Here is a 23,619-nt window from a genome sequence, read left to right as displayed (position 1 = left end):
TCCAGCGTATTATGAAAAAGAATATAAGAAAAGCTTTTATTTTGTTGGCAGCCTGTGGGATACTACAGAGCTGTACAAAAGATTTTGTCGCAATAAATACAAATCCAAATGCAATTTCTGCGGCAGCGCCACAAAGTCTCATCGCGCCAGCTTTACTCAATGTGTTAAACACAAATTTATCACGGAATATGCGCATCAACAATGAGCTTATGCAAGTGACTGTAACGGTGAATGATGCATTGGAGATTCAACGGTATGAAATCAGACCGTCAGAAGCGGAATCTACCTGGTCCGGATGGTACGTACAGTTGACGAATATACGCGACATTTATCAGAAGGCAGGGGAAGGGCAGCAGAAGGGTTACCAGACATACCAGGGTATTTCGCTTATATTGGATGCTTGGGTGAGTTCGTTAATAACTGATATGTATGGTGATGTACCTTATACAGACAGCAATAAAGGGTATAGTGATAGTAATTTAACTCCTGTATTTGATAAACAGTCCGATATTTATGCGGATATCTTTAGAAAATTAGAAGAGGCCAATACGCTTTTGAAAGGTAAGGTTGCTGTCGAATCGACCAATTTAGCGATGGATCCTATATTTAATTCAGATCCTGGAAAATGGCAGAAATTTGGTAATTCTTTATATCTCCGATTATTGCTACGTATAGCACATAAGTCAGAAACCAATGCTGTTGCAAAGATCAAAGAAATATTAGAAACGAATGCCGCTGAATATCCGGTGATGCAAAGCAATGCAGAAACGGCTGCTTTATACTACACCAATGTACAGCCTTATATGAATCCTTATTTTAATAGCCGTGACATAGATTTTAATGGAAACAAAGGCTATTCAGAGTTTTTTATCAATAATCTGCTGGACCTTTCAGACCCACGATTAAAAATTTGGGCCACTGAAGCCACATTAGGAGTATATGGCGGTATGCAGTCCGGATACCAGAGAGGAAATGTCCCCGAGCAACAATCAACGCTTTTAACAAGTCTAAAAGCCGACTCGCATATGGGGAATATCATGAATTACGCCGAGTTGCAATTTATTATTGCTGAATGTGGTATGAGAGGGTATGCTCAGGTTGATGCGCCTGGAGCCTATTTAAAGGGGGTGAACGCGGCTATGGAATACTGGGGGCTAACAGCGCCATCATCTTACCTAAGCAGTGCAAAGGTTCAGTTGCTGCCCACAGATAGTGATCATGCGAAATTGAAAAAGGTGCATTTGCAAAAATACTATGCGATGCTATTTACGGATTTCCAACAGTGGTACGAATATCGTAGAACCCAATTATTGGATTTATACAAAGGTCCGGGCTTGTTGAATCAAGGGAAAATGCCAGTACGTTTAAATTATCCAACAATTGTACAATCTTTAAACAAAGTAAATTATCAGGATGCTGTGAGTCGTATGGGGGGAGACGGGATAAATGAAAAAATGTGGTGGCAACCTTCAATCAACTAATCAATGAAAAAGTTAAAATCAATACTATGCAGTATGTTGGCGATGTCAGCATTGCTGTCCGGCTGTATCAAAGACAACGTCAATGAATCGATAGGGACGCTAAATCCTGAAATATCGTTGTATGCGCTACGCAGTCTATATAAAAATGCCGATTTACAGCTTAATGCGTCTTCGCTACAAGGGGCAGAACATATCAAAGCAGTGGTCGTTTCGCATGCGGAAAATAAGAATTTACCAGAAAATACACTTGCTGTACAGAATATTTGGCGAAATCAACGCCGTGGAATATTAGTTCAGGTACCCAATGCGTCTGAATTTAAATTTGGAGATTCGGTTCAGATCAATATTAGCGGTTCAAAACTGATTAAAAAAGATGGCTTATTAGTTCTTTCAGTAGATAATAATCAACAGCTTAAAGTCTACTCATCTGGTAATACTATTGCCCCATTACCTGTTGCTGTTTCCAGTCTAAAGTCGAAGTTTGATGAGTTTGAATCAACCTATATCGATATTACAGCCGATGTTGAACCTGAACCCGCAGCTGGGACAGCGTTGAAAGGAGATAAAATCTTAATGGATGGTGATAAAAATGAGATTATATTGCATACACAAGATAATGCGACATTTGCTGGGGAGTCCATCGCTCCAAGTGCATCATTCAGAGGAATTGCATTCAAGGAGGGCGAAAAGCTACAAGTTAGGATGCAGAGTTATGCTGATATGGCTTATGCCAGCGGTAAGTTATATGCAGGTTGGCCCGAAACTTTTGATGCTGTCGATGCAAGTGTGAAAGGTAGCTATGATATGAAGGATAAAAACGTGGTCTCTTTTCCGACAGGACAATGGTATCTGTATCAAGCTATCTTAGGAAATACAGCTGGGCGGGACCGCATTGTTTCTGGAAAAAATGCTATCCGAATGCAACAGAATTTAAATGTGGACGGTTATGTACAAATGAATTTCGATGTGCCAAATGGCGCGTCAAAAGTCACTATTTGGTATGGCTCTTACTGGACAGATCGCTCGAGTACATTTAAGTTGGAATATTCGACGGACAATGGGATAACTTGGACACAAACAGGTGAGTCTATTTCAGATGCCCATACAACGACAGAGAGCATGAATTCAAAACAGGCTGTATTCTTAATGAATATTCAGGGGGCAGTACGCTTTAGAGTTACCAAGCTTGGATTAGGAACAAGTAACAATGTGATTAATAACGGAAGGTTGGGATTGGATGATATCGCTATTTATAAAAGTTATTAATTTAAAAAATTGATTATAAGCCCCATTGAATTACACAGTCCAATGGGGCTTTCTTATAATCAGGTATTATCTCAACTCGTCAAAAAAAATCGTTATCTTCATGATATAACTATAAACGAAGACTTATGAACTTAACAGATTTAGTTACAGGCGGAGTAGGCTCTAAAGCGATAGAGACTATCTCAAAAATTACTGGTGTCAGTGAATCTAAAGCAAAATGGATAGTAGCGGCGGCAGTTCCTTTGATGATTGCTGCATTGAACTATAATGCGAAAAACAAAGGCCAGGCAGAAAATATTGACAATGCTATTGATCAGCATAGCAATAGCGGAATACTCGATAAAATTGGTGATCTATTCGGACAGGGAGGAACGGAGCAGAATGGATCTGAAGATGGCAATAAAATTGTCAACCATATGTTTGGCCAAAATACTGAAGTCGTGACACAGAATATTGCGGATAAAGCGGGCTTGAGCTCTTCTCAAGTGACAGGCGTACTGGCCACACTTGCTCCAATCGTAATGGGGTATTTAGGGCAACAAAAGCAGGCTTCGAGTGGCGGAGGGATTGGTGATTTAATTGGTTCTGTACTAGGTGGCGGAACATCACAAAATGCAGGTGGTGGTATGTTGGGCGGTATTTTGGGTTCTTTTTTAGGCGGTGGCCAAGAAGAACAGCCCCAAACAACAGAGCAGCCAGCAGCGGGAGGTAGCATTACGGACATGCTTGGTGGATTGGCAGGTAGTTTTTTTGATAAAAATAACGATGGACAGGCGAAGGGAAATATTCTTGATTCGATAGCCGGTATGTTTGGGAAGTAAGCTATGTTAAGCTATTATTTGTTCTGATAAAAAGCTAGTACGGGATTAAGCTAAGATGACGCAGATCTTAAAAGAATGAGGTCGGAAGTTCTACTCTTCCGACCTCATTCTTTTTGTCCAATTCGTATTAATCTTCGACCGTTACTTTCGGCGGGAAATTTTTATGTTTTCTTTTGCTGATTTTGTCAATATTGACGGGTTGAGGTACTTTTACATAATATCCTGTTCCGTCATATTCACGTTTATTGGGGTTTTCTTTACATGCTGTTGAGCAGCATCCGTCCATCTCCCAGCCGCACTCATCACATTGTGTGAAATGTTCATTACAAGTCGGGTTGGCACAGTTGATCATTTTAGTGGTTTGCTTGCCACAGTTAAAACAAGTCGATACTACAGATGGATTGACAGAGTTTACATCAACTGTAACACGATTGTCAAAGACATAGCATTGGCCTTCGAAATCTTCGCCACCAGCTTCCTTCCCGTATTTGATAATTCCGCCATGTAATTGATAAACGTCCTCGAAGCCTTCTTTTAACAAAAGAGCAGATGCCTTCTCACATTTGATACCCCCTGTGCAGTATGTCAATATTTTTTTTCCTTTATATTGTTCAAGCTCTTTGATTTTCTCAGGGAACTCGCGGAAATTGTCAATATCTAGGGTGACAGCATTTTTAAAATGACCAACATTGTGCTCGTAATTTGAGCGTACATCCAATACAACCACATCCTCTTGGTCCTTCATGGCTAAGAAATCTTTCGGTTCAAGGTGCACACCGGTTTGACGGTTAGGGTCAATTTCTTTTGGATCTCTCAAGCCAGAGTGAACGATTTCGGCTTTATAGCGACAATGCATTTTAATGAATGACGGTTCATCTACAGCGTCAATTTTGAACTCTGTTTTGTTGAAACGACCGTCGGCATAGATGGCATCCATATAGCTTTTACAGGCCTCTACAGTACCTGAAACAGTTCCATTAAGACCCTCATCAGCGACAATGATACGGCCAACCAAGTCCAGAGATTTACAAAATTCTAAGTGATCTGATGCAAATTTTTCGGCATCCTCGATAGGGCTGTAACAATAGTACAGCAAAGTTTGATATTGTGTCATGATATTCATTGATACCGCTGCAAACGGCGTTTAATGCTAAAAATAAATTTAGTGCAAAGCTACAAAAAATAATAAGTGGAATAAAATGACCGTCGTCACCTTTTCTTTAAAGGTTCGAGCAGGTATTCCAAGCCATTAAGCTTTATTTCATAGAGTGTCGCTAATTGCTGGCCTAGCTTTCCCTTTGGAAAGCCTTTTTGGTTATACCAGACTAGATAGGGTTCAGGAAGGTTACATAACGTGTAGCCCTGATATTTACCAAAGGGCATCTTTACTGTAACAAGCTCGGTTAAGATTTCAGGATTTAACATTAGTCTTGGGGTTTTCCATAATTAAGACGGTACCAAATAGCTTTTAGTGCGATGATGCCATGATTGAATAAATTGGGAATGGTCCCATAGTAGTGTTTGAAAATAGCGAAGCGCTCTTTCAAGGATTCCTTATGTCTTTGTTTTGACATCCCACCCACAAGATACCGGGCTACATATTGCTGTGCATTGACTGTTTTTTTTGCCTTTTTGGCACAACGAATAACCCAGTCAATATCAGCACATAATTTATAATTGAGATCGTATGGCTCGGCAATTTCCCGCTTGATATAGATGGCCTGATGGCATATATTCATACCATATCGAAAGCTTTTCCAGTCGAAATGAACCGGAACTTTGTGCCTCCGTTCACCAATAATATTTCGATTGTCATCTACGAGGATAGTTTCGCCGTAAAGAATATCCGCGTCATCGCTCAGTTTGGCAAGATTCTCAATGCTGTTGAGATCATAGATCTCATCTCCTGAATTTAGAAAAAGAACATAATCACCTGTTGCTAAGGCTAATCCCTTATTCATTGCATCATAGATCCCCTTATCCTTTTCGGAGAGTAGAACGGTGATTTTATCCCTGTATTTTTGGATGATCTCTAATGTTCCATCAGTTGATTGTCCATCAATGACAATATACTCTATATGATCATAGCTCTGATTGACAACAGATTTCAGGGTGTGTTCTATGTCACGCACATTGTTGTAAACGACAGTTATAATCGAAAATTTGGGATGAGCAGACATGTTGTTTATATATTGAATTTATTCATTTTCTTCTTCAGGAATCGGATGCCACGGTTGAATAAAGATCCTTTCCGATGTGCATAGAAATACTTGATGGCCTCATAAGCTTGCTTGTTTTCTGAAATTTCCGTCGGAAAATACCGTACAGGGCTTTCTGCTAGTGTAACCTGATAAGTTGCTTCCGCAGCTGTATGTGTACCCGAACCATCGTTGCCAATATTCTGTGTCATCGAATTCCTTGGATACAAAACTAACCCATTTTTTTTGAATACAGAAGCATACCAGCGTATCGCCCAAGAGTTGATCTTTCCGGCCTTAAATTCCTGCACTTGTTTCCAGAAGTTTTCTTTTCCCTCTATACTGAATTGATGTATCTGCTCGGCCGTAAAATCCGATACAAGTTCATCAATATTCGGATTGAAATGTTGCCAGGCGCGGTCCCAGGTTGCCCAGCCCCAACTATTGGCGACCCGAAAAAAGAAGGTCTCAGGCAGTTTATTTAAATCTTTTAGTGGATAACCATAACCGCTGATCTCCATCACCTGATCTTGATCTTTATAGCGCTCCAGTGCTTGATTGAAATAATCTAGGGCAAATACAGCAGTTTCCAGATCGTCCTCCAAAACAATAATCTTTCCATGTGCATTAACCACTTTTGTAACTCCGTCGATCACATTGGCCGCCAAACCCCAATTTTCTGCTCGTTCGACAATAATAACTTCTTTAAAGTTCCAGGACTGGTTGATAATCTTTCGGACTTCAATAACAGCTTGAACAGATTTTTCGTTTTTTGCAGCATCCGAATAAATGTAAAGCGTAGTCTGGTCTGCAAGCTTGTTCTGTTCTAAAGCTGAGAGTGTTCTTATTGTATGATCAGGACGATTGTACACAAAAAGTATGACTGGAGCAATATTGTTCATTTATCAATAGATTTTGTTGTATGCTTTTTTGTTGCTTAGACGAGTACGATAAACTGCTCCCGATTTGCCCAGCAATCTAAAAGCAATGTTTAAGTAGCTTTTTGCTTCAAAAATATGACCTTTAAAAATTGAAGCTCCCATTTTTTTCAGACTCGCCAATACGGCCATCGAAAAAGATCTTACAAAGGTATAATTGATATTGCAATACTCTGTCAAATGATATACAAATTCGCTTTTCAGAAAGGTTTTTCGGTCTGTTTTACGCTGTTGTCTATCGTGATAGGCCTTGGCCCTGTCGGCGAGAATGATATTTAACCCGTAGTACTTGATGCGATTGGCATAATCCTTATCTTCTCCATAATGGAAAAAGATCGGCGCGAAACCACCGACTTTTCTGATCACTGGGTTGGGGATAAACCAAAATGCTGCGTTGACGAAAGAGCAAATGCGATGCGAATTTTCGCTAGTAGCATTTTTTGTATATAAAGCAAAACCATGGTCCAGTGTTGTTTCGGTTCCATCGTAGTGAATAGGCGAGATAATTCCGATATTGTCTGCGTTTACTTTCACTAAGTTGGCGATGCAGTCCCGATCCAGCCAAGCATCCTGGTTGACTAAAAATGCATAATCATATTCTTCCTTCAAAACAATGTCAAGTCCGATGTTGTTGGCCTTTCCAAAACCCAGATTTTCGGAACTTTCTATTAGTCTTATTGTCGGATACGTTTCTTTTATGATCTGTGTGGTATTGTCTCCCGAATTGTTGTCGACAACTAAAATATCTGTGGGGTAGCTCGAATCCAATAGACTGGGTAAGCACTTGTGGATCCAAGGCTCAAAATTATAAGAGACGATTATGGTGAGAATCCTGGCCATCTATTTTTTTCGGATAACTGTTAGGAAATAGTGGAATAATTCCAACAAAATGCTGGGTTTAAAGATTCTATTGACAATGATATATGCACATACAGCCACTCCAATTGTACTTGCAAACCGTAGATAGAGGTTGGCGATAGCTGCGGTGGCATAGTGAGCTGCAATACAACTGGCAGCTGCCAATAATGCATAAGCAAAAATATCTGCCAGAAGATAACGAAATGAATAATTCATATAAGGTTTAGCGGAAGCATACCAAACGAATATCCAGAGGGCATTTAATGCTGAGGTTAATCCAATGAGTAGTTCAAGACCTAATGATTTGCCGAAGAATAGAATAGCGATTTGGAGCAGACCAAACACGATGATATTCCGCATATAAACTTCGGGTTTTCCCTTGCTAATGATGAGGTTGGAAAAAACATTGCTTACAGAATCAAATGCAGCGCCAATACAAAATATTTGAAGAAATATGGCACTTTGTGCCCATTTATCGGTGATCGCAATAGTAATGAAATCTTGTGCTACAGTTGTTAAACCAAATAACATCGGAAAGGCTAAAAAGGCCGTAAAGGAAATTAGTTTTCGAAAAACCCGAATTTGTCTATCCTTATCATCTTCTATTTCCTTTAAAATGGGCTGTGTCACATTATTGACCATATTGGTCAATATATTCTGTGCCATGATGCTCCAACGATTAGGATTCACGGTATATCCCAGTTCTTCAGCGGTATAATGCCGGCCTAAGATCGCTGCGTATATATTCTTGTTGATGTTGATGAAAATATTGGTGACTAGTATTTTACTGCTAAATCCTAAAATGTCGCGAATAGGTCGGAAATCGAACTGGAAAGTAGGTCTGAATTTGGAAAAATACCAGAATCCAAGCATATTGAAACCACTATAGGAGACAATTTGGATCGCGTATGCCCAATAGGCGTAGTCCTTATAGGCTAAATAAACCCCGACTATATTTGATGCAATAAGCGCAAAGGTGCCTGTGATGACTCTTTCTTTGATTTTTAAATTCCGGAAGAGGTAAGCATTGTGCGCAATACCAAAGCTACCTAGCCAAAAGGATAAAAAAGTAAATCTGCTAAGTTCTACAAGTACTGGTTGATTATAGTATAAGGCGATAAGAGGAGCCGCAAAAAATAAAACAATATAAATAAATGTTCCAATTCCTACACTTGTCCAGAATACCGCGTTATAATCTTTATGTTCAACTTCTTTTTTATTGACAATTCCATACACAAATCCACTTTCTTGAAAAGCGGAGGCGAGAACAGAAAAGATGGTGATCATAGCTACTAAACCATAATCTTCTGCTGTTAGCTTACGGTTTAGTAGGATGCCGAAGCCGAAGCCCAAAAACTGCTGGATGATACTGGCCATACCACCCCATAGCAGTCCTTTTGTTGTTTTTGATTTTAAAGAGTCATTTTTCGTTTGCGATGACATGCTAAATTAAATGAGCGGCAATATTAAAGTATTGCAATTGTATTCGCAAATTCTTTTAGGGAAACATCAGTTGGATTGACATCGGTAATCAAATAAGAAATATCACGTAACGGCACAACTTTCATTTTTTGAACTGAATTTAGTTTCTCAGCAATACTTAAAATAGCCACTTTTTTTGAGCATTTAATCATCGCACGTTTGATTTGTACCACCTCCCAGTCTGAATCGGTCACCCCATCTTCTACTGAAAGAGAATTTGTTCCCAACAAACAAAGATCGACCTTAAGATCTGCCAATTCATTAGCGACTTGGGCTCCGGAAACGATGTTTGTATTGCGTGAAAGTTTTCCGCCAACTAAAATGACTTCAAGGTTTGGCTTTTCGGCCAATTCTAGTGCAACTAATGGACTTATAGTAAAAAACGTACACTGAAGATGATCGGGTATTGTTCTCGCTAATTCAATTAAGGTTGTCCCGCCTCCGACTAAAACAGTCATTCCATTGGAGATTAAAGTGCTTGCTTTCTTGGCAATTTCTTTTTTTGCCTCCTTGGCATATACGTTTCCATCCTGAAATGGGAATTGAAAAGATTTTGATAATGCCCCACCATAGACTTTTAGAACTTTTCCATTCTCCGCGAGTTCGTTTAAGTCACGTCTAATTGTATCTTCAGACACATTCAGTTGAACACTTAGATCTGACGATAAAACTTTGTTATGTAGGTTAATCTGATGTATAATGAATGCTTGTCTTTCTTCCTTTAACATTGGTCTTTGGTTTTTAATCGGAATTTAAAAATAATTAAAAAAATCAGTCTAAATGTAGTGAAAATTATTCTTCCTTTTTGTCAATTTTTGTTATGCCAGCTTTGAATCTCGGTTTGAAGCCCGTGGGTTTACTGGCAGCGGGTTCCTGTGTTTCTGTGCTGTTGTTTTCAGGTTCAGCCTTTACGCTGTTATCTAGCTTAATTTCGTCTTTCGTATCGGGCAGCTGTACCTGTTCAGAAGTTTCCATTTTGGTTACGCCAGCTTTGAACCTCGGTTTGAAGCCTATGGGTTTACTGGCAGCGGATTCCTGTGTTTCTGTACTGCTGTTTTCAGGTTCGGTCTTTACGCTGTTATCTAACTTAATTTCGTCTTTCGTATCGGGCAGCTGTGCCTGTTCAGAAGTTTCCGTTTTGGTTACGCCAGCTTTGAACCTCGGTTTGAAGCCTGTGGGTTTACTGACAGCTGGTTCCTGTGTTTCTGTGCTGCTGTTTTCAGGTTCAGCTTTTACGCTGTTATCTAACTTAATTTCGTCTTTCGTATCGGGCAGCTGTGCTTGTTCAGAAGATTCCGTTTTGGTGATTCCAGCTTTGAACCTCGGTTTGAAGCCTGTGGGTTTACTGGTAGCGGATTCCTGTGTTTCTGTGCTGTTGTTTTCAGGTTCGGTCTTTACGCTGTTATCTAGCTTAATTTCGTCTTTCGTATCGGGCAGCTGTGTCTGTTCAGAAGTTTCCGTTTTGGTTACTCCAGCTTTGAACCTTGGTTTGAAGCCCGTCGGTTTTGGAGCAGAGTTTGTTGTCTCGTCGGTCTTTTCGTCGGATGCAGATGTGCTTGCGGCCACATCAGGAGCTTTGGTTACACCAGCTTTGAACCTCGGTTTAAATCCTGTGGGTTTACTGGCAGCGGGTTCCTGTGTCTCTGTGCTGTTGTTTTCAGGTTCAGCCTTTACGCTGGTATCTAACTTAATTTCGTCTTTCGTATCGGGCAGCTGTGCTTGTTCAGAAGTTTCCGTTTTGGTTACTCCAGCTTTGAACCTCGGTTTGAAGCCCGTCGGTTTTGGAGCGGCTGTTGTTGCTTCGTCGGTTTTTTCTTCGGATACAGATGTGCTTGCGGCCACATCAGGAGCTTTGGTTACACCAGCTTTGAACCTTGGTTTGAATCCTGTGGGTATTGAATCAGGAGTGGATTCCGTTAAATCAGTTATTTCCTTTTTGGATGTTGCCTTGACTTCATCTTCTACGGCTGTAGGAGGTGCCTTGAATCGCGGTTTAAAGCCTGCTGGTTTTGCCGTATGAATACTGGAGGTCTCGGATGCTGTATCAGCGATAACCTGCTTTACAATAGGTTTTGCAATAACAGTTTCCTCCTCTGCTAGATGGAAGCTTTTTCGGAGCTTGTTGAACCAAAACTTTTTGCTGTGGTCAAAACTCTTTTCTCCCATAGCAGAATAATGTGCTTTGAACTCTTCAAATAAAGGTCCATCTGCAGCTTGTAAAGCTTTTAAATCAATTTTCTTTTTTATGAAAAATTCTTCAAAAGTCATCCTGTTATGAGTTTAATATAGTCTATTACAAATGTAGTAATTTTTCTGACGCAGCTGGGAGGCCTAAAATAAAAAAGAGCGACTAGCGCTCTTTTTTATTGTTTTATAGGTTCAATAGCTTAAGCCATGTTATGGTAAACTGCTTGAACATCGTCATCTTCTTCGATTTTATCGATCATCTTCAAGACATCAGCAGCTTGTTCTTCCGTGATATCTGAATGCGATAAAGCAATACGTTCCAATTTCGCAGATGTTACTTCAATTCCCTTTTCTTCGAGTAATTTTTGCATATTACCAAAGTCTTCGAAGGAAGTTTGAACGACAGCAATATCATTGCCTTCTTCATCAGCTTCTACGTACAATTCTTCTAAGCCTCCATCGATCAACTCTAATTCAAGTTCTTCTAGGTCCAGTTCGTCTGTTGCAGCAAAACGGAAAATGGATTTACGATTGAAAATAAAATCCAATGATCCTGTTTTCCCCAATGAACCACCTGCTTTTGTAAAATAGCTACGGATGTTTCCTACGGTGCGGTTGGTATTATCTGTTGCAGTTTCAATTAAAACAGGTACACCATGCGGGCCATAGCCTTCATATACATACTCTTCGTAACCTTTTGAATCTTTTTCTGAAGCACGTTTGATTGCGGCTTCGATACGATCCTTGGGCATATTTACTGCCTTGGCATTGTGTATTGCTGTACGAAGTCTCGAGTTAGTTTCAGGGTGAGGGCCGCTTTCTTTAACCGCCATGGCGATTTCTTTACCTAAACGTGTAAATTGAACGGCCATTTTGGCCCAGCGTTTGAATTTCCGCTCTTTTCTGAATTCGAAAGCTCTTCCCATTGTTATATTTTGTTTTTAAGATTTTCAATCATGTCGACTGTCATCTTCTGGATGTCAAATTCCGGCGTCCAGTTCCAGTCTTTTCTTGCATAAGAATCATCTAGACTAGCAGGCCATGAATCAGCAATCTGTTGTCTTGGATCGTTCTCGATGTAAGAGATTGCAAAATTAGGAAGAATTTTTTTAATTTCTTGTGCAAGTTCTTTTGGAGTAAATGTAATACCACCAAGGTTATAACTGTGGCGAATGCTTAGGCTTTCCTTCGGTGCATCCATTAATTCGAGTGTACCACGGATGGCATCCTCCATATATAACATGGGTAATGCTGTGTTTTCAGATAAGAAACAGGCGTATGTCCCGGTTTTCAATGCTTCATAAAAAATATCGACTGCATAATCTGTCGTTCCACCTCCTGGTTCAGTTTTCCAGGAAATGATGCCCGGATAACGGACACTACGAATATCCAGGCCACGGTGTTCTTGATACCATTCGATGAGACGCTCACCTGCAAGTTTGCTGATGCCATAAATCGTGTTGGGATCCATTACGCAATATTGTTCGGTATTTGTTTTCGGAGAGTGTGGCCCAAAAACAGCAATAGAGCTTGGCCAGAATATCTTGGAGACGTTATAGTTCACGGCTAGATCAAGAACATTCAATAAACCATTCATATTCAATTCCCAAGCCTTTTCAGGGTATTTCTCACCTGTAGCCGAAAGCATGGCAGCTAGTAGATATACTTGAGTAGGTTTGTATTTTTGAAATAATGTCTCGAGTCCACTTTTGTCAAGAACATTAGCGATTTCGAAATTCTCATCAGGGCTTTTAATCTGCGGTTCTCTAATGTCGGTGGTTACAACATTCTCTGCACCAAATTTTTTGCGCAAGGCAATAGCTAATTCTGTGCCGATCTGGCCATTTGCACCAATGATAATAATGCTTTCTTTCATTTGTAAGTTTTATTTTATGAAGCTCCCGCTTTCACTATATTGAGGATCTATACTCAAGAATATAAATGAATCGCTTCGTTCGTTTCTTCCTATCGATATAATAGGATCTAGCCTGACATAATTTACGTTTCATCATGTAATGAAAAATGAAATTTCAACCATGGCGGTTTATGATGCAAATATAAAGGCTTTTCAGTATCTATCAACTTTGTGGCCTTTTAGGAAGTAGGGAAAAAATGCTAATTTTTAGACTCTTGGGGCTGTTTTTATGAGATTTTAAACTGTTTCAATCGTTTGTTCTTTTTTTTTGAATAAGCAGCGAAAATTTTTATTTTTTTTGAATTGCTTTAATCCTGATTTTTAGCAATAGTTATGGGATGCACGGATTCCTTTTTTAGCAATTATGGAGGAAAAATTATTAATGTTGTGATATTTTTAGCAGAGGGAGTAATATTTTGTTATTTTAATAGTGGAATTAGGGAATATTTTTTAAATTTGAAGAATTCATTCTTCGAGAATCAACTAAAAACAAAATCAAATAACAATTTTATATACACAATTTAAACACAGACAAAAATGAAAGTGGCAGTAGTCGGCGCAACAGGCCTTGTGGGTACTGAGATGCTAACCGTGTTGGCGGCGCGAAATTTCCCAGTAACAGAATTAATTCCAGTAGCTTCAGAGCGTAGTAAGGGTAAGGAAATTGAATTCAAGGGAAAGAAGTATAAGGTGGTTACACCATCTGAGGCTATTGCTTTGAAACCTGATGTTGCGTTATTTTCTGCTGGTGGTGATACCTCGAAAGAATTCGCACCTAAATTTGCTGAAGCTGGAATTACAGTGATCGACAATTCTTCGGCATGGCGTATGGACCCAACGAAAAAGTTGGTTGTTCCAGAAGTAAATGGCGATGTGTTATCTGCTGAAGACAAAATTATTGCAAACCCGAATTGTTCAACCATACAAATGGTGGTGGCTTTAAAGCCATTACATGATAAATATAAAATCAAACGGGTTGTAGTTTCTACCTACCAATCTGTAACAGGTACTGGTGTTAAGGCCGTTAACCAGTTAATGGATGAGCGTGCCGGAAAAGATGGTGAAAAAGCTTATCCTTATCAGATTGATTTGAACGTTATTCCACATATTGATGTTTTCCAAGAAAATGGATACACGAAAGAGGAAATGAAGATGATTTTGGAAACAAATAAAATCATGCGTGATGACTCTATTAAAGTAACTGCAACGACAGTGCGTATTCCGGTTATGGGAGGACACTCTGAATCATTGAATATTGAATTTGAAAATGACTTTGATTTGAATGATGTACGTGCAGCTTTAGCGGCGCAAAGTGGCTGTATTGTTGTTGATGACCCTGCGTCACTACAATATCCAATGCCAAAGGATGCGCACGGCAGAGATGAGGTTTTTGTAGGACGTATCCGTCGTGATGAATCTCAACCAAATACCCTTAACATGTGGGTAGTAGCAGATAACTTACGTAAAGGCGCTGCAACAAATGCAGTTCAGGTAGCAGAGTTATTGGCCGAAAAAGGATTGATCTAACTCAAGTAGATTCCATAATAAATATTGAGCCCCCATGAACGAATTCGTTCATGGGGGCTCTTTTTGTCCTATCATCAAATCACAATTTATATACTTATGATTTGGCCCTTGATACAGGGGCTAGAAATTATGGCGTCAACGTTGTGGGTTGGATAGAAAATTCAATCTTGTCATTCAACGGCGCATAGGCTTCTTTGCTTTGCTCTTCCAGCCGATCTGGAAATAGAATGCCGAAAAGATGATCCGTTTCGTGCTGAAAAATAACCGCAGTAAAACCCTCGATGTTTTCTTCGATAACTTTACCTTCTTTATTGATGTATTGCAGGCGGATAGCATAACTCCGTAATACATCCTCTTTACGATTAGGGATAGAAAGACAGCCTTCGGCGCCTTTACGTTTCAGTTTGGAGCGCCATAGAATTTTAGGATTTACATAAAATTCAAATGGTTGATCTGGTTTGTCAAATCGCTGTACCCAGATTAGATTTTTATTTATACCGATTTGTGGCGCTGCGATGCCTACACCGGGGTGATTGGGATCACGTACAGTCGCGAACATTCTTTTGGAAAGTGACTCAATCAATGGGTCGTTGTATTTGACATCACTGCTTGTAGCTTTTAAAACTTTCAGATCTTTATCGTCTGTTGTTTGCAATACGCGAAGAATTGCATTTTCATCTCCTGATAAAATGATTTTCTTGTCGGCAGCACTGAACTCCTGTCCTGCATTAAGGTTGACTGGTCTTTCATTCTTTGACTTATGAAATGCTTTTTCGCCGGCCATAATTTTTGTTTCTAAATTGTTCTCAACTGGTGGGACTGGGCAACGGTAGCCATTGCTATAAGCGCAATACGGATTATAGGCTTTGTTAAAGTCTATCTCAACATTGTTTCCTTTAATGTCGTCTGTAGATAAATCAATATACCGGCCCCCACTATAGCTTTCCTGACCATTTGTTAAATCTAAAAATGGTAAAAATAAATGGTTTTTGTATGCAGGATTTTGAAATAATGCGACACTTTGGTAGATATTCAACGTATGTTGTTTTCCATGAAGAGTAAAGGTTATGATGGCGTAACGTTTGTACTCGTTGCTTGTGCCATCGTAGGTTGGCATCCGGAATACCGGTTCGTTAAATAAAACTTCAATTTTGGCGTTGACTTTATAGCCCGCATCTACGGGAAAGTAATCCAAAAACGCTACTTGATCTGATTTCAATGGACCATATTGTTCTTTCGCCAATTCAGTGGCTTTTTTTTCACGAAGAGCCGTAATTTGTTGCTCATATTTACTTTGAGCATGCGTATTTAAGCATAAGGCCAAAAGGAAACTGGCAATAAGTGTTTTTTTCATCTGTTTAAATATTTATTCTTCCGATTTCGTACAGCCAAATGCTGCATCGCCTTTGGTGTTGCCTTGATCAGTGTGCCTATAGGGCAATTCTATTGGCCCGCTATGATCAGATCGAATTCGGTGATCTATTGCCTCAAAAAGCAAGTTGGCTTGTCGTTGTTAAATAGTCTATCAAAGTTATAGTTTTTTTTGGTTAAAAGATCAAAATTAAAAGATCAAAAACGAGAAGAGGATGTATTAGAAAGCGGAGTCCAATTGAAATATTAAATCTTCCTGTGTAATACTCAGGACTACTTTGTATTTTTGTGAAAAATATATATCCATGAGATTGATGGCCTTTGATTACGGTACAAAACGAATAGGGGTTGCGGTGACCGATCCAATGCAAATTATCGCTACAGCATTGACGACAGTACATCCGCAAGATATCTGGACATACTTAGCCGATTATTTACAGACAGAACAGGTGGAAGCGTTTGTTGTAGGCAAGCCACGGCAGCTGGATGGGACTGACTCTGAATCCGCACAACATGTTGTCGGTTTTATTCGGAAGCTGAAGAAGACTTACCCCACGATTGCTGTCGCCGAAATAGATGAGCGTTTTACTTCTAAAATGGCTTCTGCAGCGATTGCACAAAGTGGGAAAAAAAAGAAGGACCGTCAACAAAAAGGACTGATTGATACCGTGTCTGCAACGATCATTTTGCAAAGCTACATGGATAGCCGTAATTTTTAGATACACATCGACTGATAAGTCAAACAAAAATGAATAAAAAATAGAAGGATGAAGAGCATATTATTTTTTACCGAGGATACGGATTTCAAATTAAAAGAAAAAGGAAAGATTCGTCAATGGATTGCTGATGCCATCAAATCCGAAGGATTTAAACGTGTGGGCGAATTGAGCTTTATCCTTTGCTCGGATGCCTACTTACTAGAGATCAATAAGCAGTATTTAAATCACGATACCTATACTGATATCGTTACCTTTGATTCTTCCGAATATGATGACACCATCGCTGGCGATATTTTTATCAGCGTGGAACGTATTCAGGAGAATGCTGAGAAATTTAAGGTTGATGTGCGTGATGAGCTTCATCGGGTTATCATTCATGGTGTAATGCACCTGTGCGGCTATCCGGATAAAAAGCCGACAGATAAAGCCAAGATGACCGCCAAGGAAGATGAGTATCTAGGTAAAAGAAACTTTTAATATACTCCATCGTACGCTTATTAAGGCCAACAGTTCGGTGAACCGATAGGGGGTATATTTTACTCGGGGGAGAGGTCGCATAAAAAAAGCGCTTTACAATTTGTAAAGCGCTTTTTTTATGTTGTTTCTTACGACTAGAATCTTTCAAATTGAGAGAAGAAGAAGTTTCCTTCGATAGCAGCATTCTCATCTGAATCCGATCCATGGATAGCGTTTGCGTCAATAGATTTAGCATATTTGTTGCGGATTGTACCTTCAGCTGCATCAGCAGGATTAGTCGCGCCGATCAATGTACGGAAATCTTCAACAGCATTATCTTTTTCCAAGATTGCAGCAACGATAGGACCTGAAGTCATAAATTTTACCAACTCACCATAGAAAGGACGCTCTTTGTGTACTGCATAGAATGCACCAGCTGTCTCTTGAGAAAGTTGGATGTATTTCATTGCAATGATTTTAAAACCACCAGCAATGATATCGTTTAAGATTGCACCGATGTGACCGTTCGCTACTGCGTCAGGTTTGATCATCGTAAAAGTTCTGTTAGTTGCCATTATTTTAATTTTTTTGCAAAATTAGATAAATTGCTTTTCATATGCAATATCATTAGGCTTCATATAGACACAATTATTGAAAAGCCAACCGGCTGATGCAACCCTTATCGCTAAATCTTATACGCCTCGAAAATATGTTTATATTGAAATAGACGTTTCGCATGCTCCTAATCAGCCGTTTTTTCTAGATATGTAACAAGGCTTTGTATCCGGCCGTTTATAGAAAAGTAAAAAAACAATTGATCTAAGTTCAATACGAATATGTAACTTTGTGATATTATGGCATTAAATCTAACAGTAGACATCGATAAAGATTCAGGCTTTTGCTTTGGAGTGGTATACGCTATTGATATGGCGGAGGAGATCTTGGAGGAAGAGGGATATCTTTATTGTTTGGGAGATATTGTTCATAATGATGAGGAAGTTGCTCGATTGAAAGCAAAAGGCTTACGTATTATCGATCATGCCGCTCTGCCAACGTTAAGCAATGAAAAGGTATTGATCCGTGCCCACGGTGAAGCCCCAGAGACTTATCGTGTTGCTTTGGAAAATAACATAACCTTGATAGATGCCTCTTGTCCAGTGGTGCTCAAACTGCAGAACCGTATAAAAACTTCGTTCGATCAAGAGGAGAAAATTCTAATCTTTGGTAAGCATGGACATGCTGAAGTGATCGGTTTGCAGGGGCAGACAAATAATGAAGCCTTAGTTTTTCAGGATATTACGGAATTGGATCAGGTCGAATTGCCCGCCTCATTTACTCTATATAGCCAAACAACAAAAAGTGTAGATAAATTTTATGCGATCAAAGATGAACTGATCAAGCGCGGGTATGAAGTAAAGGCCAATGATACCATCTGTCGACAAGTTTCCAATCGATACGAAGATCTTGGCGCTTTTGCCAGACAATACGATAAAATCGTCTTTGTATCGGGCAAGAAATCCTCCAATGGAAAGGTGCTGTTTGAAGTTTGTCAAAACGCCAATCCCGCTAGTTATTTTATTTCTGATCCAGCAGAATTAGATGCTTCGGTCTTTGCTGAAAACGATCGAATTGGTATCTGTGGCGCTACTTCTACGCCAATGTGGTTGATGAAAGACGTAAAAGCAAGTTTAGAAGCATTATAAGCACAATTACCCGTCACAGATATTTCATAATTCCGCGGTTTAGATCCCGAGTGCATTCTTTTTTGCGTAGCTTTGTAAGCTATGAGCAATAAAGGCAAAAAAGGTATTCTTTTAGTACAATTGGGTACACCTGATAGTCCCACTACTCCAGATGTAAAAAAGTATTTAACGGAGTTCTTAATGGATCCACGCGTCATTGATATTCCTTATTTTCAACGAACCTTATTGGTAAAGGGAATCATTGCACGTACCCGTGCTCCCAAATCTGCAAAAGTATACGAAACGATCTGGGATAAAGAAACGGGATCACCTTTGATGCATTACAGTATTTTGCAACGTGATCTGCTTCAAGAAGCATTGGGGGAAGAATACCATGTCGAATTAGCGATGCGTTACCAAAACCCATCGATTGAGGCTGCATTGAAAAATATGGAAGGTCTATTTTTGGAGTCCATTCGCGTAATCCCTTTATTTCCACAGTACGCTTCAGCAACATCGGGCTCGGTTATTGATCGTGTCATGGAGCTAATCCGCAAATGGAATTATCTACCGGAAATCAGTTTCGTAAGCAATTTCTGTACTGACGATTTGATGGCAGAAACTTATGCAGATCATGCCCGCAGGCACGATTTGGAAAGCTTTGACCATTTTGTCTTTAGCTATCATGGCCTTCCTGTGCGGCAGCTCGGTAAAGTGGATCCGACAGGTCAACTTAAATGTCCCGAAGCAGGCTGTGATTCCTGTAAAACGACAGCCAATTCATACTGCTATCTCTCGCAATGTTATGCAACTACACGGACGATAGCTGCAAAGCTTGGTTTAAAAAAAGAACAATATTCGCTTTGCTTTCAATCCCGGTTAGGTAAAGAGCCCTGGATACAGCCGTATACCTCGGATTTGTTGCACGACCTTGCCGCGAAAGGTTATAAGAAGTTATTAATTTTCAGTCCTGCTTTTGTAGCGGATTGTATCGAGACCATTGATGAAATTGGCGTGGAATATGCTAATGAATTTAAGCACTTAGGTGGAGAAGAGGTTTGTTTGGTAGAAAGTCTTAATGATGATCCCAAATGGATCGAGTCTTTAAAACAATTGGCACTCAATGCCAAAAACTAAAATAGGTAAATGATGTTGTTCGTAAACGCGTGTGTATTACTCATATTGGATTTTTATATTTTCTTTGCCCTTCGCGCAACGAAGATCAAATTTCCCAAAACAAAAGTATTTTCCATCCTCTGGTGGTCTTATTCTGTTTTACTGCTATTGGGAGTTTTTATCTCAGCACAATATAGTATTCCTTTAATCGTACGGTCGGTTATTTTAGTCGCCTTTTTTCTGACTGCCGCATCAAAGATATTTTTCTTTTTGATTTTGTTGATTGATGATATCCGACGCGGTGGTGTGTGGTTAAAACGGCTGTTTACAAAAAAAAGATCTATTGAGGATTTAGTTGAAGATGCCGGAGACCCTTTACCGGAGAATCCGGTGAAAGGGATTAGCCGATCCGAGTTTTTGACCAAAGCTGGTATTCTAGTTGGTGCCTCACCCTTGATACCATTGAGCTGGGGTATTATTTCAGGAGCCTATGACTATCGTGTAAGGAGAGTGCCCTTGTATTTGCCAAATTTGCCTAAAGCATTCCATGGAATGACCATCGCGCAGATTTCAGATGTGCACTCGGGATCTTTCTACAATAAAAAGGCTGTCAACGGTGGTATTGATATGCTTTTAAAGGAAAAAGCTGATGTGACTTTTTTTACCGGTGATATTGTGAATGCCCAAGCTTCTGAAATGCGCGGCTATCAAGATATTTTTGCTCGTGTGAAATCTGATTTAGGTGTGTTTTCTACATTAGGTAACCACGACTATGGTGACTATTATTATGGTAAAGAAGATTCTCCTGCAAAACGCAAGAACCTCAAGGATGTGATCGATGTTCATAAAATCATGGGCTGGGATCTGTTAATGGATGAAAATCGTAAGATTAAGGTTGACGGTGAAGAGCTTTGTATTGTCGGGGTTCAGAATTGGGGGACAGGCCGTTTTCCGAAACATGGTGATATCAAGAAAGCGTTAATGGGTACCGAAGAGCAACCTGTTAAGTTGCTGTTATCTCACGACCCCTCGCATTGGCGGGCTCAGGTATTGGATACCGACGTGGATGTGATGTTTGCCGGACATACCCACGGTATGCAATTTGGCGTAAGGTCCGAGATGTTGCAATGGAGTCCAGTACAATATATCTATAAGGAATGGGCAGGGCTATATCGTGAACAACAGAACAAACGATTATATGTGAATGTCGGCTATGGTTTTTTGGGTTATCCAGGACGCGTTGGAATTCTGCCTGAAATTACCATATTCGAATTGCTAAAAGCGCATGACCCAAAGTTTAAAGCCTAAAAAATCTCCTTTGACTTTTGAGTTAATATAGCTATAATTGTGTATTCTGTACACCAGTTATACATAACATGCAATCAACTTTAAACTTTGGGGACTCTCCCCACACACGTGTTAATATTCTTACCGGGGAAAAGGTACTTGTGTCTCCGCATCGTAGTAAAAGACCATGGCAAGGGCAAGTGGAGGATCTCCCCGGGGATAATAGACCCGAATATGATCCACAATGCTATTTGTGTCCGACAAATAAACGAGCAGATGGTGATGTCAATCCAGATTATAAAGAAAGTTTTGTCTTCGTGAACGATTTCTCGGCTTTATTAAAAGATACAAGCCAACAGGAATTTAATGAGGATGAATTATTTGTCGCAGAGACCGAAAGAGGGATCTGTAAGGTAATTGCATTCACACCACGCCACGATCTTACACTACCCGAAATGGATCAGGCCGCAATCAAATCGGTGGTTGATCTTTGGCAAAAGGAATTTGTCGAACTCTCCAAGGTTGACTGGATTAAATACATTCAAATTTTCGAAAATAAAGGCGCGATTATGGGCTGTAGTAACCCACATCCCCACGGACAGATCTGGTCACAAAATCATTTGCCAGTAGAAATCCAAAAAGAATGCGTTCAGCAACAGCAATATTTCAACAAATATCAACGTACAATCCTGTCAGACTATGTTAAAGCGGAGTTGAGAAAAGAGGAACGCATTATTGACGAAAATGATTCTTTTGTTTCTCTAGTCCCTTTTTGGGCTGCCTGGCCTTACGAAACGATGATTGTCAGCAAACGATCTATCCAAAACATTGCCGGGTTTGACGAGAAGGAGAAGACGGATTTTGCCGCTATCCTCAAGTTATTGACGACGCGATATGACAATCTCTTCAAAACATCCTTTCCCTATTCTGCAGGAATGCATCAGGCCCCGGTAAATGATGGTGATCATCCAGAGTGGCATTGGCATATGCACTTCTATCCACCATTGTTACGTTCTGCTACCGTTAAAAAGTTTATGGTAGGTTATGAGATGCTAGCAAATCCACAACGTGATATCACACCGGAAGTTGCCGCAGAACAGTTGCGAAATTGTTCGACAGTACATTATAAAGCTAAATAAGATGATAACAAAAGATACAATTGTAAACAAATTTAAAGAACTCTACCAGGAGGAACCTCTTGTCGTTACTTCCCCCGGACGGATTAATATTATTGGAGAACATACGGATTATAACGATGGATTTGTATTGCCTGCTGCAATTGACAAGGCAATATACGTTGCTGTAAGTAAGCGATCGGATGATAACATTGTGCTTTATGCGGAAGATTATAAAGAACATCATGAGGTAAAACTAGCGGATATTGCAATCTCAGAAAAACATTGGCCAAACTATATTCTCGGTGTAGTTGATCAGTATCAGAAACGTGGGGCAACGCTAGGTGGATTCAACCTGTATATCGATGGCGATGTACCATTGGGGGCCGGATTATCGTCTTCAGCGGCCGTTGAGTGTGCCGTTACCTTGGCGCTCAGCGAACTGTTCGATTTACAGGTCGAACGACTTGATATTCCACAGATTGCACAAAAGGCCGAACATACCTATGCTGGTGTGATGTGCGGTATTATGGATCAGTTTGCTTCAGCCTTTGGTAAAGAGAAAAATGTCATCAAACTGGATTGCCGTACTTTGGGTTTCGAGTATGTGCCACTTGATCTTAAGGGTTATGAAGTTGTGTTATTGAATACAAACGTAAAACACTCATTAGCTTCTACAGCTTACAATACACGTCGTGAACAATGCGAACAGGCGTCTGCATGGGTACAGGAAAAATACCCGGAAGTCAAGAACCTACGTGATGTAACAGTGGCGATGCTGGATGAGTTGGTAAAGGACAAAGATGCCGATATTTATGCGAAAGCTAGTTTTGTGGTCCGTGAGAATGAACGTGTAGAGAAATCTTGTGATGCACTACGTTCAGGAGATGTTGTTCAGCTTGGACAGTATATTTTTCAGAGCCACGAGGGATTAAGTAAAGTGTATGAAGTCAGTTGTCCGGAACTGGATTATTTAGTGGATTATGTCAAGCAATTTCCTGAGGTGATCGGTGCCCGAATGATGGGCGGCGGTTTCGGTGGCTGTACGATCAATATCGTCAAAGAAGGTGTATTACCTTCAATTTTACCAACACTCGAAAAAGAATACAAACAGAAATTTGATAAAGAACTTTCGGTTATTCAGGTCAGGATTGCCGATGGTACCCGCGTACTTTGATAAAAAAGTAGGTACAGTAAGGG

23 protein-coding genes are annotated in these 23,619 nt (G+C 40.0%); 11 read left to right on the top strand and 12 right to left on the bottom strand.

Annotated elements, in window-relative coordinates; genetic code table 11:
- The first annotated feature begins 11 nt into the window (after positions 1–11).
- The 3 genes from CBM24_RS25990 to CBM24_RS25980 all read left to right on the top strand — a co-directional run bounded on the left by CBM24_RS25990 (position 12) and on the right by CBM24_RS25980 (position 3,568).
- Positions 12–1,481: a SusD/RagB family nutrient-binding outer membrane lipoprotein gene (locus tag CBM24_RS25990; RefSeq protein ID WP_088163266.1), complete on the top strand. Its 1,470-nt coding sequence runs from the start codon at positions 12–14 to the stop codon at positions 1,479–1,481.
- A gap of 3 nt (positions 1,482–1,484) precedes the next feature.
- Positions 1,485–2,747: a DUF5689 domain-containing protein gene (locus tag CBM24_RS25985; protein WP_157698590.1), complete on the top strand. Its 1,263-nt coding sequence runs from the start codon at positions 1,485–1,487 to the stop codon at positions 2,745–2,747.
- A 125-nt stretch (positions 2,748–2,872) separates the two neighbouring features.
- A complete protein-coding gene (locus tag CBM24_RS25980) occupies positions 2,873–3,568 on the top strand; it encodes a DUF937 domain-containing protein (RefSeq protein WP_088163264.1) in 696 nt (231 codons plus the stop codon).
- Between the two features lie 127 nt (positions 3,569–3,695).
- Here the strand turns inward: CBM24_RS25980 and CBM24_RS25975 are convergent, their stop codons facing one another.
- The 10 genes from CBM24_RS25975 to CBM24_RS25930 form a co-directional block, all read right to left on the bottom strand.
- Positions 3,696–4,682 carry a rhodanese-related sulfurtransferase gene (locus CBM24_RS25975; RefSeq protein WP_088163811.1) on the bottom strand — a complete coding sequence of 329 codons (987 nt, stop codon included), beginning with the start codon at positions 4,680–4,682 and terminating at the stop codon, positions 3,696–3,698.
- Between the two features lie 95 nt (positions 4,683–4,777).
- Positions 4,778–4,993, bottom strand: coding sequence for a DUF3820 family protein (locus CBM24_RS25970; RefSeq protein ID WP_046673143.1), 216 nt, complete (start codon positions 4,991–4,993; stop codon positions 4,778–4,780).
- Positions 4,993–5,748: a glycosyltransferase family 2 protein gene (locus CBM24_RS25965; RefSeq protein WP_075990241.1), complete on the bottom strand. Its 756-nt coding sequence runs from the start codon at positions 5,746–5,748 to the stop codon at positions 4,993–4,995. The genes CBM24_RS25970 and CBM24_RS25965 overlap by 1 nt, the downstream gene beginning before the upstream one ends.
- Positions 5,749–5,753: 5 nt before the next feature.
- Positions 5,754–6,668, bottom strand: a complete 915-nt coding sequence (locus CBM24_RS25960; RefSeq protein ID WP_075990240.1) for a glycosyltransferase — start codon at positions 6,666–6,668, stop codon at positions 5,754–5,756.
- Positions 6,669–6,671: 3 nt separating this feature from the next.
- Positions 6,672–7,544: a glycosyltransferase family 2 protein gene (locus CBM24_RS25955; protein WP_088163263.1), complete on the bottom strand. Its 873-nt coding sequence runs from the start codon at positions 7,542–7,544 to the stop codon at positions 6,672–6,674.
- Positions 7,545–9,005, bottom strand: coding sequence for a lipopolysaccharide biosynthesis protein (locus CBM24_RS25950; protein WP_075990238.1), 1,461 nt, complete (start codon positions 9,003–9,005; stop codon positions 7,545–7,547).
- 23 nt (positions 9,006–9,028) lie between these two features.
- The gene (locus tag CBM24_RS25945) at positions 9,029–9,772 is read right to left on the bottom strand and encodes a DeoR/GlpR family DNA-binding transcription regulator (RefSeq protein WP_046673148.1); all 744 of its coding nucleotides are present in this window, start codon (positions 9,770–9,772) and stop codon (positions 9,029–9,031) included.
- 64 nt (positions 9,773–9,836) lie between these two features.
- Positions 9,837–11,312 (bottom strand): hypothetical protein, encoded by a 1,476-nt coding sequence (locus tag CBM24_RS25940; RefSeq protein WP_088163262.1) that lies wholly within the window; start codon positions 11,310–11,312, stop codon positions 9,837–9,839.
- A gap of 119 nt (positions 11,313–11,431) precedes the next feature.
- Positions 11,432–12,157 (bottom strand): YebC/PmpR family DNA-binding transcriptional regulator, encoded by a 726-nt coding sequence (locus CBM24_RS25935; protein WP_075994546.1) that lies wholly within the window; start codon positions 12,155–12,157, stop codon positions 11,432–11,434.
- A gap of 2 nt (positions 12,158–12,159) precedes the next feature.
- The gene (locus CBM24_RS25930; protein WP_088163261.1) at positions 12,160–13,107 is read right to left on the bottom strand and encodes an NAD-dependent epimerase/dehydratase family protein; all 948 of its coding nucleotides are present in this window, start codon (positions 13,105–13,107) and stop codon (positions 12,160–12,162) included.
- A 576-nt stretch (positions 13,108–13,683) separates the two neighbouring features.
- Here CBM24_RS25930 and CBM24_RS25925 point away from each other — a divergent pair.
- Complete coding sequence (locus CBM24_RS25925) at positions 13,684–14,673, top strand: aspartate-semialdehyde dehydrogenase (RefSeq protein WP_088163260.1); 990 nt, start codon at positions 13,684–13,686, stop codon at positions 14,671–14,673.
- 127 nt (positions 14,674–14,800) lie between these two features.
- On the opposite strand, the gene def is transcribed toward CBM24_RS25925, so the two are convergent.
- Complete coding sequence (gene def, locus CBM24_RS25920) at positions 14,801–16,027, bottom strand: peptide deformylase (RefSeq protein WP_088163259.1); 1,227 nt, start codon at positions 16,025–16,027, stop codon at positions 14,801–14,803.
- 322 nt (positions 16,028–16,349) lie between these two features.
- Here def and ruvX point away from each other — a divergent pair, with 322 nt between their 5' ends.
- Both ruvX and ybeY read left to right on the top strand, forming a co-directional pair.
- Positions 16,350–16,763, top strand: coding sequence for a Holliday junction resolvase RuvX (gene ruvX / locus CBM24_RS25915; protein WP_088163258.1), 414 nt, complete (start codon positions 16,350–16,352; stop codon positions 16,761–16,763).
- Between the two features lie 48 nt (positions 16,764–16,811).
- On the top strand, positions 16,812–17,240 hold the full coding sequence (gene ybeY / locus CBM24_RS25910) for an rRNA maturation RNase YbeY (protein ID WP_088163257.1): 429 nt from the start codon (positions 16,812–16,814) through the stop codon (positions 17,238–17,240).
- Positions 17,241–17,374: 134 nt separating this feature from the next.
- On the opposite strand, the gene CBM24_RS25905 is transcribed toward ybeY, so the two are convergent.
- Positions 17,375–17,794, bottom strand: coding sequence for a nucleoside-diphosphate kinase (locus CBM24_RS25905; protein ID WP_075994543.1), 420 nt, complete (start codon positions 17,792–17,794; stop codon positions 17,375–17,377).
- Positions 17,795–18,073: 279 nt separating this feature from the next.
- Between CBM24_RS25905 and CBM24_RS25900 the strand changes: the two genes are divergently transcribed.
- From CBM24_RS25900 to galK, 5 genes are all read left to right on the top strand, one after another.
- A complete protein-coding gene (locus CBM24_RS25900; protein WP_088163256.1) occupies positions 18,074–18,922 on the top strand; it encodes a 4-hydroxy-3-methylbut-2-enyl diphosphate reductase in 849 nt (282 codons plus the stop codon).
- 81 nt (positions 18,923–19,003) lie between these two features.
- On the top strand, positions 19,004–20,038 hold the full coding sequence (hemH, locus tag CBM24_RS25895) for a ferrochelatase (protein ID WP_088163255.1): 1,035 nt from the start codon (positions 19,004–19,006) through the stop codon (positions 20,036–20,038).
- A 12-nt stretch (positions 20,039–20,050) separates the two neighbouring features.
- Positions 20,051–21,325 carry a metallophosphoesterase gene (locus CBM24_RS25890; protein ID WP_088163254.1) on the top strand — a complete coding sequence of 425 codons (1,275 nt, stop codon included), beginning with the start codon at positions 20,051–20,053 and terminating at the stop codon, positions 21,323–21,325.
- A 68-nt stretch (positions 21,326–21,393) separates the two neighbouring features.
- Positions 21,394–22,443: a UDP-glucose--hexose-1-phosphate uridylyltransferase gene (locus CBM24_RS25885; RefSeq protein WP_075994539.1), complete on the top strand. Its 1,050-nt coding sequence runs from the start codon at positions 21,394–21,396 to the stop codon at positions 22,441–22,443.
- Position 22,444: 1 nt separating this feature from the next.
- On the top strand, positions 22,445–23,596 hold the full coding sequence (gene galK, locus CBM24_RS25880) for a galactokinase (protein ID WP_088163253.1): 1,152 nt from the start codon (positions 22,445–22,447) through the stop codon (positions 23,594–23,596).
- The last annotated feature ends 23 nt before the right edge of the window (positions 23,597–23,619 follow it).

It is taken from the genome of Sphingobacterium sp. G1-14, from assembly GCF_002196555.1.
Taxonomy (GTDB): domain Bacteria; phylum Bacteroidota; class Bacteroidia; order Sphingobacteriales; family Sphingobacteriaceae; genus Sphingobacterium; species Sphingobacterium siyangense.
Note: the sequence above shows the minus strand (reverse complement) of the source record. Positions and strands in the feature narration are given on the sequence as shown.